At 60.2% G+C, this 14,384-nt stretch carries 12 protein-coding genes and 1 pseudogene; 1 reads left to right on the top strand and 12 read right to left on the bottom strand.

Going from position 1 to position 14,384, the window contains the following annotated elements:
• Positions 1-5: 5 nt before the first annotated feature.
• From ACX3P1_RS15260 to ACX3P1_RS15205, 12 genes and pseudogenes are all read right to left on the bottom strand, one after another.
• A complete protein-coding gene (locus ACX3P1_RS15260) occupies positions 6-947 on the bottom strand; it encodes a substrate-binding domain-containing protein (protein WP_459080439.1) in 942 nt (313 codons plus the stop codon).
• Positions 948-985: 38 nt separating this feature from the next.
• Positions 986-2,119, bottom strand: coding sequence for an ABC transporter permease (locus tag ACX3P1_RS15255; RefSeq protein WP_459080438.1), 1,134 nt, complete (start codon positions 2,117-2,119; stop codon positions 986-988).
• Positions 2,120-2,143: 24 nt separating this feature from the next.
• On the bottom strand, positions 2,144-3,685 hold the full coding sequence (locus tag ACX3P1_RS15250) for a sugar ABC transporter ATP-binding protein (RefSeq protein ID WP_459080437.1): 1,542 nt from the start codon (positions 3,683-3,685) through the stop codon (positions 2,144-2,146).
• Positions 3,682-4,341 carry a DUF2291 family protein gene (locus ACX3P1_RS15245; protein ID WP_459080436.1) on the bottom strand — a complete coding sequence of 220 codons (660 nt, stop codon included), beginning with the start codon at positions 4,339-4,341 and terminating at the stop codon, positions 3,682-3,684. Before ACX3P1_RS15245 ends, ACX3P1_RS15250 begins: the two co-directional genes overlap by 4 nt.
• Entirely contained in the window at positions 4,338-5,306 is a 969-nt protein-coding gene (locus ACX3P1_RS15240) for a sugar-binding transcriptional regulator (protein WP_459080514.1), read from the bottom strand. The genes ACX3P1_RS15245 and ACX3P1_RS15240 overlap by 4 nt, the downstream gene beginning before the upstream one ends.
• A 112-nt stretch (positions 5,307-5,418) precedes the next feature.
• A complete protein-coding gene (locus ACX3P1_RS15235; RefSeq protein WP_459080435.1) occupies positions 5,419-7,137 on the bottom strand; it encodes a glycerol-3-phosphate dehydrogenase/oxidase in 1,719 nt (572 codons plus the stop codon).
• Positions 7,134-7,907 (bottom strand): DeoR/GlpR family DNA-binding transcription regulator, encoded by a 774-nt coding sequence (locus ACX3P1_RS15230; RefSeq protein WP_459080434.1) that lies wholly within the window; start codon positions 7,905-7,907, stop codon positions 7,134-7,136. Before ACX3P1_RS15230 ends, ACX3P1_RS15235 begins: the two co-directional genes overlap by 4 nt.
• Entirely contained in the window at positions 7,904-9,439 is a 1,536-nt protein-coding gene (locus ACX3P1_RS15225; RefSeq protein WP_459080433.1) for an FGGY-family carbohydrate kinase, read from the bottom strand. The genes ACX3P1_RS15230 and ACX3P1_RS15225 overlap by 4 nt, the downstream gene beginning before the upstream one ends.
• Before the next feature lie 149 nt (positions 9,440-9,588).
• A pseudogene (locus ACX3P1_RS15220) lies at positions 9,589-9,735 on the bottom strand (four-carbon acid sugar kinase family protein); the annotation flags it as partial.
• Positions 9,736-10,019: 284 nt separating this feature from the next.
• The gene (locus tag ACX3P1_RS15215) at positions 10,020-11,111 is read right to left on the bottom strand and encodes a nucleotidyltransferase family protein (protein ID WP_459080432.1); all 1,092 of its coding nucleotides are present in this window, start codon (positions 11,109-11,111) and stop codon (positions 10,020-10,022) included.
• Positions 11,112-11,382: 271 nt separating this feature from the next.
• Complete coding sequence (locus ACX3P1_RS15210; protein WP_459080431.1) at positions 11,383-12,750, bottom strand: nucleobase:cation symporter-2 family protein; 1,368 nt, start codon at positions 12,748-12,750, stop codon at positions 11,383-11,385.
• Positions 12,751-12,785: 35 nt separating this feature from the next.
• Positions 12,786-13,256: a nucleoside deaminase gene (locus ACX3P1_RS15205; protein WP_459080430.1), complete on the bottom strand. Its 471-nt coding sequence runs from the start codon at positions 13,254-13,256 to the stop codon at positions 12,786-12,788.
• 136 nt (positions 13,257-13,392) lie between these two features.
• Here ACX3P1_RS15205 and ACX3P1_RS15200 point away from each other — a divergent pair, with 136 nt between their 5' ends.
• The gene (locus ACX3P1_RS15200; protein ID WP_459080429.1) at positions 13,393-14,289 is read left to right on the top strand and encodes a LysR family transcriptional regulator; all 897 of its coding nucleotides are present in this window, start codon (positions 13,393-13,395) and stop codon (positions 14,287-14,289) included.
• The last annotated feature ends 95 nt before the right edge of the window (positions 14,290-14,384 follow it).

Raw genomic sequence — 14,384 nt, 5'->3', positions numbered from 1 at the left:
CCTGGTTATTTCGACAGCACGAAGGGTGCGGTGTACTTGTCGACATTGTCCTTGGTGATGAGCAGGCAGTCGAACAACTGCTTTTCACTGTCGGCCCCGGTCGCCCCGGTCTTGATGAAGTTGTCGGCCTGCTCCACGGCCTTGGCCGCGAAAATGGCAACCGGCTGCAGCACGGTGTACTGCAGTTCGCCGGCCTTGATCGCGTCAACCGCGTCAGGCGAGCCGTCGAAGCCGCCGACCTTGATGCTGGCCAGTTTGCCGGCTTCCTTCAGCGCCGCGATCGCGCCAAGGGCCATTTCGTCATTGCCGCTGATCACGGCGTTGATGTCCGGATGGGCCTGAAGCATGCTCTGCATCTTGTCGTGGCCCTGGGTGCGATCCCAGTTGGCGACCTGCGAAGCGACTTTTTCGAGATCCGGATACTGGCTGAGCACCGTTTCATAGCCATTGGAGCGCGTGGCGGCATTGTTGTCGGACGGAGCGCCGAGAAGTTCGACATACTTACCCTTCTCGCCAACGTCCTGCACCCATTGCTGCGCACCAAGCGCCGCGCCTTGCGCGTTGTTCGACACCAACTGGGCCTTGGCCAGGCCTTCCTGGTTGATCTCGGCATTGACGAGGAACACCGGGATGTTGGCCGCGACCGCCTTTTTGACCGCGCCGACCGAGCCGTCGGCGTTGGCCGGATCGAGGATGATCGCCACCGACTTGTTGGTGATCGCGGTGTCGATCAGGTTGCTTTCGGCATTGGTGTCGCCCTTGTGGGCGCCGACATTAGCCGTGTAGCCGAGCTTTTCGGCGGTGGCCTTGGCGACGTTGCCCTCGGTCAGCCAATAGGGATTGGCCGGGTCGTTGACGATGATCGAGATCAGGCCTTCCGCCGAGGCGACGGCGGTGAACCCGACCACCATCGCGGCGGCCATCAAACCTTTAAGCACGGATTTCATGTTCGTTCCTCCTGTGATTGATAGGCGTTGCTGCCGGATCATCCGGCAGTCTTCCCTTGAGCAGGCTTGGTAGGTACGGCCGTCACCTCTTTCGGGGAAGTTGGTTGGCCGCCGGTCGAACCCGAAGGTTTGCCACGGCGGCGATATTGAACGGCGTTGAGCATCACGGCGAACACGATGACCGCACCCGTGAACACCGTCTGCCAGTAGGCGGAGATGCCGATGATGACGAGACCGTCCGACAGAAACCCGATGACGAAGGCCCCGAGCATGGTGCCGCGCATCGTGCCGCGACCGCCCATCAGCGAAGCGCCGCCGATGACGACGGCCGCGATCGCGGTCAATTCGTAGGTATTACCGGCCGTCGGTCCGGCCGAGGTAAGCTGCGAGGACAGGATCAGGCCGGCAATGGCCGCGCAGATGCCCGCCAGCACATAGACGGTGACCTGCACGGCCTTGACCGGCACGCCCGACAACTCTGCCGCGCGCTCATTTCCGCCCGACGCATAGAGCCAGCGGCCAAAGGCGGTCCGGTTCAACAGGATGCTGCCGAGGATCGCCAGCACCGCCAACACCACCACGCCGGTGGGCACGCCGAACAGGCGGTCGAAGCCGAGCCTGTCGAAGCCGGTGTTGCCAAGTTCCGGCTTGCCGCCAAGATTGTTGTAGGTGAGACCGTTGGTCATCAGCAGCGCCACGCCGCGCGCCATGTACATGACGCCGAGTGTCGCCACGAACGCGGGCACCTTGAAGCGGGAGATAAGCACGCCGTTGATGAGGCCGACAAAGGCTCCCAGGGCGCAGGTCAGCACCACCACCACCCAGACCGGCGGGTAAAGGATGATGCCGAAGGCGGGCAACGCCACGCCCTGCATCAGGAAGCCGGCAACCACGCCGGCAAGCCCCAGCGTGGAGCCAACCGAAAGGTCGATGCCGGCATTGAGAATCACCAGCAGCATGCCGATGGCGAGAATGCCGAAGATGGCGACGTGCGAGGCCATAGTCAGGAAATTGGCCAGGGAGAAATAATAGGGCGACAACAGCGAAAAGACGATGATGATGACGATCAGGGCGAAGAAGGCCCGCCCTTCAAGCAGAAGCTTGGCGATGCTGAAGCCGTCACCGTTCGTGTGCGTTTCCGACTGTTTTGTTGCCTGGGAGACTGTGCTCATGATCGGGCTCCGAAATCCTGAATGTCAGGCGACCACGGCTTCGCCGGAGGCGGCCATGATTTCTGCCTTGGTGGCGTTCGCATCGAACTCGGCCGAAATCCGGCCGCGCCGCATCACCACAATGCGATGGGCGACGCTCAGGCATTCGGCCACCTCGGAGGTTGAAAAGATAACCGCCAACCCTTGAGTGGCGCCCTCGCTGAGCAGCCGGAACACTTCGGCCTTGGCGCCGACGTCGATGCCGCGGCTGGGTTCGTCGAGCAGGATGACCTTGGGGTTGGTGGCCAGCATCTTGCCGATCACCACCTTTTGCTGATTGCCGCCCGACAGCGAACCGATCATGGCATTGCCGCCGGTAGTCTTGACCGTCACCTTGCGGATGGAATCATCGACCAGCACCCGCTCGCGGGTGCTGGAGAGAAAAAGGCCCCTGCTGAACGCCTCGATGCTGGCAAGCGAGAGATTGCGCCCCACCGTCATCGTCTGCACAAGACCGTCGCGCTGCCGATCCTCCGGCACGAGAACGAGGCCGCTGTCGATGCGCTGGGCAATTGTCAGCCCCGCAATATCCTCGCCTTCCAGCATGGCCCGCCCCCCGGTCATGGGTATCCGGCCGGCGACGGCCTCCAGCAACTCGGTGCGCCCTGCTCCCATCAGCCCGTAGATGCAGACGATTTCGCCGGCCCTGACGTCGAGCGACAGGTGGTCGACGACCGAGTAGCCGGAACCGGAGGCGTCGGCGACGCTGACGTCCTCGATCGACAGGGCGACCTCGCCGAATTCATGGCCGATCGGCGGCGACCCGAGATCGAAATTCTCGCCCACCATGTTGCGGACGATCCATTCGAGGTCGATTTCCTTCACTTCGGCCTTCGCAGTGATCGCGCCGTCGCGCAGCACCACCGCGTAGTCGGTGATCTGCAGCGCCTCTTCCAGATGATGCGAGATATAGACGATGGCGACGCCGCGCTCGGTCAGGTCGCGGATGACCTTGAAAAGCACCTCGACCTCCGTCGCGCTCAGCGCCGACGTCGGCTCGTCCATGATCAGGATACGGGAATCGACCGACAGGGCGCGCGCAATCTCGACGATCTGCTGCTGGCCAAGGCGCAATTCCTCGACCGGCGTCATCGGGTCGATGTCTTCTTCGAGATCCGCCAGCAAGGCGCGCGCCTGGCGGGCTTCTTCCGCAAAATCGACGCCGGTCAGCGTGCGCAGTTCGCGTCCCATGAAGATGTTGTCACGAACGCTTAGGTTCGGCGCCAAGCTGAGTTCCTGATGGATGATGGAGATACCCCGGCCGCGCGCATCTGAGGCGGAAGAGAAACTGACGACATCGCCATCCAGCACGATCTCGCCCGAAGTCGACGTCTCCACGCCGGACAGGATTTTCATCAGCGTGGATTTGCCCGCGCCATTCTCGCCGAACAGCGTCGTGACCTTGCCGCGGCGAATATCGAAATTGACGCCTTTGAGCGCGTGAACGCCGCCATAGGACTTGGCGACATTGTACGCCGACAGGACGACATCGCCATTCACGTGCTCGAGTTGCGGGTGGATGGTCATTGCACGTCAAGCCTCACCGGCGTCACCAGCCAGCTCTTCGGGTTGATCAGCTTGAACACGCCGACAACCGTTACGGTCTTGCCGGTCAGCGCGCTCGTGTCGATTGTCGACAGAACCTCGCTTTTCATCTCGTTGTTCAGCGCCGAGCCGGCGTTCTGATACTCGATCTGGTTCTTGAACTGGCCGAAGGTGATCTTGCCGGAGGCGTCGCGAAGCTCGGTTCCGTTGATCGCCGGCCCGGTCTGCAACCGCACCAGCGGCGTATCGCCGATACCCGGTACCGCAATCTTGTAGATGCCCGACTTGCCCTCGCCGACGACGCCGGCGAACTTGACCGATATGGCCGGGCCGACACCTGCCGGGACGCCATATTCCTTTTCCGCGGCTATCTTGTCCTTGGCGATGGCGGCGGCAACCGTCGCTGCATCGACGGCGCGCGCTTCGACGTCGGCCTGCACCTTCGGGAATTCCGTTTTGCCATATTCCTCCGGCGAAAAGACCGCGCTTTGCACATCCTCGGCCGAACCGATCCTGACCACTTTCGTGTCGAGAGCCATCGCCCCAAGCACCACCAGGACCGCAACACCGGTGACAATCCTGCGCAGACCCGGTGATGACCGACGACCGGATGCCGCAGAGGCCGTTTTCGCGCTCATGAGGATACTCCGTTCAACTTGTGTTTCGCCTCACCGGGCATCTCGGGGCTTTCGGCTTGCCCAAGAAGCGCACGCGCCGTGGTCTCGTCGGTGATCAGGCCGCTGAGATAGCGGCTTTCCAGCACCGCCTTGATCGCCCGGACCTTCACCTGGCCGCCCGCTACCGCAACAATGCGGCGACCCTTCAACCGCTCGCGCGGAAGAGCCAGCATCCTTTCCGACAGCGCCGTTTCAACCGGACGGCCACGATCGTCGAAGAAGTGGCCGAGCAACTCGCCGACGCCACCTTCACGTTTTACCTCGTCGATCTCGGAATGCTCGATCATACCGGTTGCGACGAGCGAGGCTTCGCGCTCGGCAGTGCCGATGCCAACGAACATCAGGTCGGAGCGGGCCGCCAGGTCGAAAACGTCGCCGATGCCGCGCTGGCCAAGCAGCACATCGCGGTCCTCGACCGTGTTGGCGACGAAAGGCAAAGGCATCACATAGGCCTGCGCGCCGGTGCGCTCGGCCAGGCGGTGAATGACATCGTGCGGGTTGGCCGCGAATTTGCGCGTCACGCCGCCCAACAGCGAAACGAAGCGGATATGGGCGGCAACGGTGTGCGTGAGATAATCCACACTTGAGGCCAGCGTGCGGCCATGGCCGACGCCGATCAGCATGGGATCGCCGCGATCGATCTCGCGCTTCAGGAATTGCGCTCCGGCAATGCCCAGCGCCCTGAGCGGCAGGTCGACCTGGTCGAGATCGGGAACGACCTCGCAATAGTCGAGCCCGTAGTTCGTCGTCAGAAGCTGTTCCAGTTCGACGCATTCGCCGACGTCGCCGTCGATGACGACGCGGATCAGGCCGTCATGGTTGGCCTTGGTGATCAGCCGATGCGCCTTGAGGCTGGTGAGACCGAGCCGCTTGGCAACCTCGGCCTGGGTAAGGCCGCCGGCGTAATGAAGCCACGCCGCGCGCATGGCGAGACTGGACTCATGGTCGCGACTGGCGGCGCCGGATTTCACGTCATCTCCTCCCTGAGATGATATTATTTTCTCACCGTGCAAAAAATTTCATACTTTTACGCTTTTGTCAACCGTGCCCGGGGGCGTCGCCGTCGCCCAAACGCATCAGGTTCGTGGCTTCCAGTTGCTCGACGATGGTTGCCATTTCGTGCGCGATGCGTGGCGCATCCCACCCCAGCGCGCCCCCGGCAATCGCCGCAATGGCTTGCAAATCCCGCAGGGTCAGCGACCCGGTAATCGCCAGCGTCGAGCGGCGCATGACGATATCCGCCAGATGTTCGACGAACTCGTTGCGGGCGATGAAATCGATCTCGGCCTCGTCGTAGGTTTGCGAATCCGGCAGATGTTCGCCCCCTGCCCCATGGCCATGCGCCGCGATCCGTTCGGCGCGCGTCCCGTAGCGCGACAAAAGCGTGTCCAGACGGCTTTCCTCGACATCCGCCTTCGCGCAGACCTTCGCCAGCCATTTCGCGCGCGCCGCCGGGTCACGCGGGAAATCCTTGCCGCCGCCGATCGCCATGAAGCGCGTCGATACAGTGCGGGTGCGGCCAAGGTGGGCAAGCACGGTGTCAGTGACTTCCTCTGCAAAGCCGCGAAAGGTCGTCCATTTGCCGCCGACCAGCGAGATGATCGGGAAAGGCCGGTCGGCATCCGCTTCCAGCACGGGGGCCGAATGGTCGCGGCTGATAAGGCCGGGCGTTGCCGCATCCGACGCCGGCAACGGCCGGATGCCGCTATAGGCGTAGACGATCTGGTTGCGGTGGAACGTCATGCCCGGCAGCAGCGCACGCACGCTCTCCAGCAGGTACTCGACCTCTGCCGGCTCACAGTGAACCTCATCCGGATCGGCGGCCTTGATGTCGGTGGAGCCGACCATGGCAAGGCCGAGATATTCGTAGACAAGGCAGATGCGGCCATCGTCGGCCTCGAAATAGATCATGCGCCCAGCCAGGCTTTTGACCAGTTCGTCGTGCTTCAACAAGATGTGTGAGCCCTTGGTGCCGCCGATCATTTTCGTGCGCGCGCCAAGCTCGGCGTTGACATGGTCGATCCAGGGACCGGCCGCGTTGACCACCAGCTTCGGCCGCACCGAAAACGCGCTGCCGGTTTCAGGCCGGAAGGTGAGCAACCCGCTGGAGGACGACACCAGCTTCGTATAATTCACCGCAGCCGATGCCGTATTCGCTTCCATCCCGTCGAGGATGAGTTCCAACACCAGCCGTTCCGGGTGGCTTATCTTGGCGTCGTAATAGGTGCCGGTGGCAACGATGGCCGGGGTCAGTGCCGGCATGTCGCGCAGCGCCTTGCTGCGTCCGACCATCCTGTGGCGCGGCATCACCCGGTTTTTCGATCCGTATAAATCGTAGAGCATCAGGCCGATCTTGATCAGCAGCGCGCCACGGCTGCGCGGTGCGCTGGTCGAGCCGAACAGCGTGCGCAGCGCGGCCAAAATGCCCTTGGTCCACGAAAAGATCGGGATGATCGTCGGCAGCGCGGTGACGGTGTGCGGCGCGTTCTTCAGCAACAAATTGCGTTCCAGCGTCGATTGCGCCACCAGCCCGAACTCGCCGGTTTCGAGATATTTCAGGCCACCATGGATGAGCCGCGAAGGGGCGGCACTGGTGCCCGAGCCAAAATCGCCCTTGTCGACGATCAGGCAGCGCACGCCTTGCGCGCACAGATCGCGAAACAGGCCCGCCCCGTTGATGCCGGCGCCGAGGATAACGACATCGACCTCGCCCGCCTCCGCCACGGCGGCGATGCGCGTCCTTGCCTGCGCATTCATGACGCCACCTTGACGAGGTTGAGCTTGACGCCCGCCTGTTCGAGCGCCTTCGCCATCGCTTTTTCTATCCCGTCGGTCACCAGCACTACGTCGAAGCGAGTCAATTCGTCGAAGACATGCATGGCCGTCCTGCCGAACTTCGTGTGGTCGAGCAACAGGATGCGCTTGGCCGAGGCGGCCATCATCGCCCGTTTCACCCGCACCACGTTCGGGTCCTGAATGAAGGCGGTGGTTCCGGTGACGGCCGAGGCCGAGCAGATCAGCACATTGGCGCGCAATTGCGTGAGCGCGGTCTCGCAGACGAGGCCGATATAGGCGTTGTAGGTGCGCTGATATTTTCCACCGAGACAGATAAAATCGACGTCGTCGACGTTGGTCAGCACCAAGGCGGTCGCCGCACTATTGGTGATCACGGTCAGCGGCTTGATGTCGGCGAGCAGCGGCGCGACGGCACTCGCGGTGGTCGAATCGTCGAGCATGACCACGTCGCCGGCCTCGACATAGGCGAGCGCGGCCCGCGCCAGCGCGTGCTTCTCGGCCCGGCTCACCGTCACGCGATAACGGAAGGCGCTTTCGTAGAGGGCGGAAGGCTGCACCGTCACCGCGCCATGCAATTTGCGCAGAACGCCCTGCTGCGCCAGCCGGTCGATCTGCCGGTGGATGGTCATGCGCGACACGCCGAAACGCTCGACCAGATCGTCGATGCGCACATGGCCGTGCGCGCTCACATAATCGGCGATCTCTTCGCGCCGTGCGTCACCCTTGATCATGCGCTTGCCCCGACCTGTTGCCCGGCCAGCTTTTCGATCTCCGACCATTGCGGCTTGAGCACTTCGGCGATGCGGCAGAACATCGAAAACCGCTCGTTGGCGACGGCACTTGCGACAGGGTCCGGCTGGAAATGGCGCACTTCCATGCTGACCTGCCGCGCGCCTTCTTGCGGCGAGGAAAATAGGCCGACCGCGGTGCCTGCGCAAAGGGTCGCGCCAAAGGCGGCGGTCTCGTCAACCGAAGTCACGGTGACCGGCGCATCCAGCGCGTCGGCAAATAGCTGCGCGAAAGCCGGGTTGCGGGAGCCGCCGCCTGTCAGCCGTATTTCGCGAACGGGAAAGCCGTCGCGCAGCGCATCCACATGAGTGCGGTGATTGAAGACGATCCCCTCCAGCACCGCCTTCAGCATGTCGCCGCGATCGTGCCAGCCATGCAGACCGACGAAGCTGCCGCTCACGCCATCGCCATAAGGCGAGCCGAACAGATAGGGGTGGAACAGGATGGTCGAAGGCTTCCTCAGCGCCGCGTCGATTTCCCTGGCGAGCAATGCGTGGATCGAGGTCCCGCTCGCATTGGCCGTCTCCTGCTCTGCCCGGCAGAACGTGTCGAGAAACCAGTCGTAATTGGCGATCGAGGCCGGCGAAATCGCCATGTTGTTCCACTGGCCGGCATCGATGGCATTGCGGCAGCACCAGCGCCTGTCGACGCGAGGCTTTTCCGATACGATCTCGTTGATGGAATAGGTGCCGGCGACTATGACGAGCGTATCCACCTCATGGCCGCCCATGCCGAGCGCCGAGGCTGTGACGTCGTGCAGGCCGCAGGCGACGGGCGTGCCCCTGGCAAGACCGGTCGCCTCAGCCGCTTCAGCGGTCACATGGCCGACGATCTCGGCCGAATGCTTAACCGGCGGCAGCGCTTCGAACAAGTTCTCCAGTCCGAATAGGCGCATCGCCTGTGACGCGAATTCCTGCGTACGGAAATCGGTAAACGAGGTGCTGGCCTCGGTGCGATCCGTGCCGATGGTGCCGGTCAGGCAGAAGCGAAGCCAATCCTTGCAGGCCAGAATATGCGCGATGCGCCCATAACGGTCGGGATCGCTTTCCTTCAGCCAGGCCAGCAGCGCCGACGGAGCGGAGACATGCGGGATCTGCCCGGTCAGCGCCAGCGCTTCGTCAAACAAGGAAGCGGCCGACCAGCGTTCGATGACACCGCCTGCCCGGCTGTCAAGCGACAGGATGCCCGGCCCCAAGGGCTGCCGGTCACTGTCGAGCAGGTAAAGGCCGTCGCCATGAGCGGTGGCGGCCACTGCCTTGATGTCGTCGGTCGGTCGACCGCTCAATGCAATCGCCTCGCGGATGGCGTCGGCGGTCGCCCGCCACAGGCCGGCCATGTCGCGCTCGACAAAGCGTGGATGCGGCATCGATTGCGGCACGCGCTGGCGCGCCACCGCCAACTGCGTGCCGTCGGCATCGAAGATCACCGCTTTCGTCACGGTGAGGCCGTTATCGATCCCAAGCAGGCTGGACATGCACACATCCCGGATTGGCGTCAAACGCGGTCATCCGATCGCATTGTCGATGTACCGTAATTGGATGTTATCTTAACGTCAATAATCGTTACATTCCGTCAATCGTGACGACGCCGTCATCCAGCATCGAGGCGTCCCGAGCGCATGGCTCAAAAGTAGTCGTCGGTGACGACCTGCCCGCCTTTCAAGGCGATCTCGATGCCGTCGATGCGCGCATCGTCACTATGCGCCACGCAACGCGGCGAGCCGGGCGATTGCGGCAACGGCATGCGGATGGTCAGCGGCTCGACGCCTAGGACTAGGACTGACTAAGGTCCTAGGCGTGGCGTTGGTGCATTGATACCGCTGTGATGGTATGGGCGTTCTCGTTGCAACCTAGCCGAGCTTTCGCATGCGGCGTTGGTGCACGGATCATTCAACGGTTGAACTGTAAACAGTTGAGACCGTAATCACTGTGATCACAGACCATGCCTACGTTCTGCCGGCAGGCCTCCCGCTCGGAACAGAAGCCACGTTTTGGCTGGTTATGTGAGGAATGGCTAGGCAATAGCGAACACAGAGGGGCAAACCTGTTCACTGATTAAGAAAGAGTGGTTAAGTCATCCAATTTTTCACCGATCTCCGACAGTGCGTTTCTGATTATTTCCTCAACCACCTTTCTTTTCTTCGGGTGCAGCAGTCCCAGTCCTTTACAGATCGCCTCTCTCCACGACTGCCCCCTGCCCCATGCTTCAGCAAATGTATATGCGAGATCGTCCTGACGGTGGGTTTCTTGAAGTGCTTCAATGAGAAGGCTAGCCTGATGGACGTCTTTCTCACGTTTGGCCGCGCCATTGGCGTCTTGCTGCCGGCGGCTGGAGACGATCAACTTGTGGACGGCGTATCGCTCGGGTGATGGAACAACGACAGTCACCCCTGATCGATGTAGCAGCACCGCTCGGATGGGCTCATGGATCAGGAAATCAAGAAACCGCAATGGTTGCGCGGATGCTCCCCCAAGTGCAGGCATCGGACTCGCGTGGTCGGCAAAATCGTCAGAACCCCGGTTTGGTGTCAGGAATTCAACCTTGTACCGAGCGGCGTTCTCGAATTGCGTCACGCGCGCCGGGTCGGATCGGTGTGGGATCTCACGAAAAGTGGGATCGATCTCCCGCAAGATGTCCAGGATCGGCGGCAGGCTGTCTTCTACGGATGACGAGATCGAATAGTGCTGCGCAAAATCGGCATCGCCTGTTTGCAGCGACGCACCCGGCAGCCTGACCCCCAGGTACCCGGCATACGTTTGGAACGCTACAGTGCCGACCAAGATGCCACGAAGGCGGAAGATTCCAGCCTTCCCCAAGGCCTCAACTACATCGCCCGTGAATTTCTCCGGTGCTGTCAGCCCTGCTTCGCGGACGAGAGTGGACACCAATTTTCGTCGACCTCGCAGGTCGTTCTTGATTTCACGGAAGTCCTGCACCCTTTTCGTGATTTCGGCGTCTTCAGCAGGCCCAACGTATTTCCGCGTTTTTTTCGGCTGGGTTTCCTCGAAATACCAGTAGTCTTTCCCCTTCACTGGAACCCTGACGAAATTGCCCGTTCTCGGAAAATCGCTTTCAAACGATGCATCCAGGGATCGCTGAACCAACTCAGCGTACATTGTTCGATAAACGAGATCGATCGTTTTCATGCATTGAGCCTGTTATAAGCTTTTCGTGTAAATCTTATAACGGCGCTGCCGCAAATGGCGCAAGTGGGGTTATAAGAAAAATGCGAAAAAATTATAACGCAAAGGGCTGCCAAAAACATAAGTAATCGGGCCTCCCTTCGTGGCCGCCTGCAAGAGGAGGTGGCGTCTTGATCGTTACCGACCTCGCCTCTAAAATGTATACATTTTTGATGAAGATCGTCCGGTCGTGGTAGGGAGTTGCAGGGGGAGTAACTCTTCCCCTGCAACTTTCTTATTCTGCAGACAGCGATGCGCCTTTGGCAGCGACCCCGTTTAGCGCGACATTCAGGATGATGGCTGTCACGGCTCCCATGATGACGGGCGAGGTGAACAACACCTGAGACCAGTCGGGCATGAACTGGAAGAACTTCGCGTTCATGATTGGGATCATGCACATTGCGACGCTGATGCCGACCACGATGAAGTTCTTGAAGCTTGAGTCGAAATCTACCGACTTGAGCGTCTTCATGCCGACGACGACCAAAGTGCCAAACATCATGAAACCTGCGCCGCCCACAACTGGCTTCGGCAGAGCAGCCACCGCAGTTGCAAGAAATGGTGATAGGCCGATCACGACAAGGAATCCGCCAGCCAGGGCGACGACCCATCGGCTTTTGACGCCCGTGATGCTTACGAGCGCTACGTTCTCCGAGAACGCTGTGTACGGGAAGGAATTCAGGATGCCGCCGAGAATTGTCGCCAGCCCGTCGGCACGGATCAGATCAGAAATCGTTCGGGCCGTTGGTTTCTTGCCGACCATGTCTCCGACAACGATTGTATCGCCGATGGATTCGACCCAGGTGATGGCGACCACAAGGCACATGGTAGCAATCGGGAGCAGATGAAACGTAGGCATGCCGAAGTGGAACGGCGTTATGATCGAAACCGCCTTCGCATCGTGGACGGCACTGAAATCCAGCATCCCGGTGAATCCTGCGACAATCACACCCAGGATCAGGCCGATGAAGATGGCGATGTTTCGGATGAAGCCTGTCGCCACGACATTGATGATGATGATCGTTGCTAGGACAAAGAATGCCAGGCCGATGTACCCGGGCGCTCCAGCATCGTCGACGAAGCCACCAGCCGCATACTGGATCGCAACCGGAAGCAGGCTCAGTCCGATGACCGTCAGGACAGAGCCGACCACCACAGGTGGGAAAATCCGCACCACGTGTTTGCCGATTGGTGCCATGATGATCGCGAAGATGCCCGCGGCGATAACAGATCCGTAAACAGCCTGTAGTCCGGCATTGGGACCGCCTGCCATGATCGACGGATCGCTAGCAATCGCGATGATGGGAGAGATCGATGCAAAGGTGACACCTTGCATCAGCGGCATTCTTACGCCGAACCGCCAGACGCCGAGGGTCTGGATTATGGTGGCGATCCCGCAGGTGATGAGATCAGCCTGTATCAGAAAGGCGACCTGCTCTTGGGTTAAATGAAGAGCGCTGCCGATAATAAATGGTACCGCGATGGCTCCCGTGTACATGACGAGCACGTGCTGAAGAGCAAGCGCGCTCATTTTGACAGGAGGCAGCACCTCGTCGACGGCGCACACCGCTGATGAAGACCTCTCTGCAGTTATTGATGTCACTTATCCCTCCCCTGGTTAGTGACCTTTTTGGATGGTCACCAGAATCCTTCGTGAACTTGGACAATCTCCCGTTCCAACTCCGGATAAGGTCCCCTCACCTGGACCTTCCGCTGACCAGCGTCGAAAATGCGATGGCATGTCAGGTCCATCGTCAGGTTTTCGGGATTGTCGCCCGTCAGTTCAGCAAGTCGCTTCTCGGTAAGGCCGTAGACGACTGTTCCGATACCAGCCCAATACGCGCCGCCCGAGCACATGCTGCAGGGCTCCACGGACGTGTAAAGCGTGCATTGCTCAAGGAATTCCGGATCGTATTTCTTCGCAGCGTCACGAGCAACATTCAGTTCGGCGTGGCCAATGCCCTTATCCTCCGAGAACGTATTGCCGGAAGAAATTAGGGTTTCTCCCTTGGGGCCGACCAATGTCGAACCGAACGGATGGTTTCCGGCTTCCCTGCTCTTGCGGGAAATTTCGATCGTTTCTCGAAGGCACTCAATGTCAGTCCGCAACGTCTTCCTCCAATGCTTTTATGGTCATGTCAGGATGTGCCAGTTCTGGAAGGATGCAAGACGAATGAATCGGTCAACGTGTTGCGAAAATTAGAACACAGGATAGTCTGCCGTTCTCTTTGAACGGATAATTTTGATGACTGCTTTCTCCCGCGAATTACGGTCCTTCATAGAAATAGCTGGCGAGCGTTCGATTCGAGGGGCCGCTGAAAAGCTGAATATTTCGCCCTCTGCGCTTAGTCGCCAAGTCCAAATCCTGGAGAGAGATTTTGGTGTGGCCCTAATCGTGCGATTGCCGCAAGGAATTGAGTTGACGGCGCAGGGGAAGTCCCTGCTCAAGCATGCTGAGGCATGGCTGGAAGATGAGGAAAGCCTCCGAAATTCACTTCATCAGCGTAGCAACCAGCCGTCGGTCACAATTCGTCTTGGAATTATGGAGTGCTTGGCATCAAGTGCCTTGCCTTTGGAAGGGCCGGGTCTGCCATCCACCAATTTGGAAGTTACCGTTGGAAGCACTGCCCACCTGACTGAACTGCTGTTGCGAAATGAATTGGACGCCATTGCCGCGTTCAATGTGCCTCGTGTTTCCCAGCTTCGCGTCATCTTTGAACAAGACTGTGTGCTTGGTCTTGTTCACGGGATGGGTATCGATTTGTCGGGAAAGACCTCGATCCGCATTGAGGACTGCCTGCAATGGCCGCTTTGCCTCCCCGACAGAAGTCTGTCGCTGCACCCGAGGCTGAACGCCGAATTGTTTCGGAGCCGAGCCGACGCTCAGATAGTGCTACGGAGCAGCTCGATTGCCCTCATTCGCCGTTTTGTCGCCGCCGATAAGGGCGTGAGCTTCCTGACCTGGTACGATGTCTCGAACGATGTTCGGAGCGGGCTTCTCGGCTTCGTCCCGTTGGAAAATCGGAGATTGAAAGAGCGCCTCTACATCTGCACGGCGTCAAACAGAAAAATGGATGCCGGGATCGCGCGAGTGCTTACGGCATTGGCAAATCGGTTCGTCGAGACGGCAGATGGCCATTGATGTCCCTGTTTGACATACGAGATACAATTTTGGCGAGGCTATCCCCGGAGCCATCATTACTCTGAACGCGCTCGCGTTCTGAAAGCTAGCGACAA

This window comes from Mesorhizobium sp. A623 (genome assembly GCF_054489405.1).
This window is presented reverse-complemented; position numbering and strand designations above follow the sequence as displayed.